The sequence below is a fragment of the Bacillus sp. SIMBA_005 genome (genome assembly GCF_046535585.1).
Classification (GTDB): Bacteria; Bacillota; Bacilli; order Bacillales; family Bacillaceae; genus Bacillus; species Bacillus pumilus.
The window spans coordinates 1-262 of sequence record NZ_JAWRWI010000604.1; the positions used below are offsets into that span (position 1 = coordinate 1).

Below are 262 nucleotides of genomic sequence, written 5' to 3' on the forward strand. Positions count from 1 at the left end.
ATTAAGCGCGAGGCGCAGCGATGCCCCGATTGAACGACGCGGATTGAGCGAGGAGAGCGGATTCTGTTGCACGAGCTGGATAGCCCGGCGATGTTCCTGCGTACGTCTTGCCGGCAGCGCCTCACCCTTGAAGGTGAGGTTGCCAGTGGTCGCGGCGTAGATGCCGAGGATAATGTTGGCGATGGTTGATTTGCCCGAGCCGGATTCCCCGACCACGGCTAGGCATTCGCCCTTTGTGACACTGAAAGAGACGCTATCGAGT

General features: G+C 59.5%; 1 protein-coding gene. It reads right to left on the reverse strand.

The annotated features are described in order from the left end of the window. A partial coding sequence (locus SB660_RS21495; RefSeq protein ID WP_410584433.1) for an ATP-binding cassette domain-containing protein occupies positions 1–262 on the reverse strand: 262 nt, incomplete at both ends.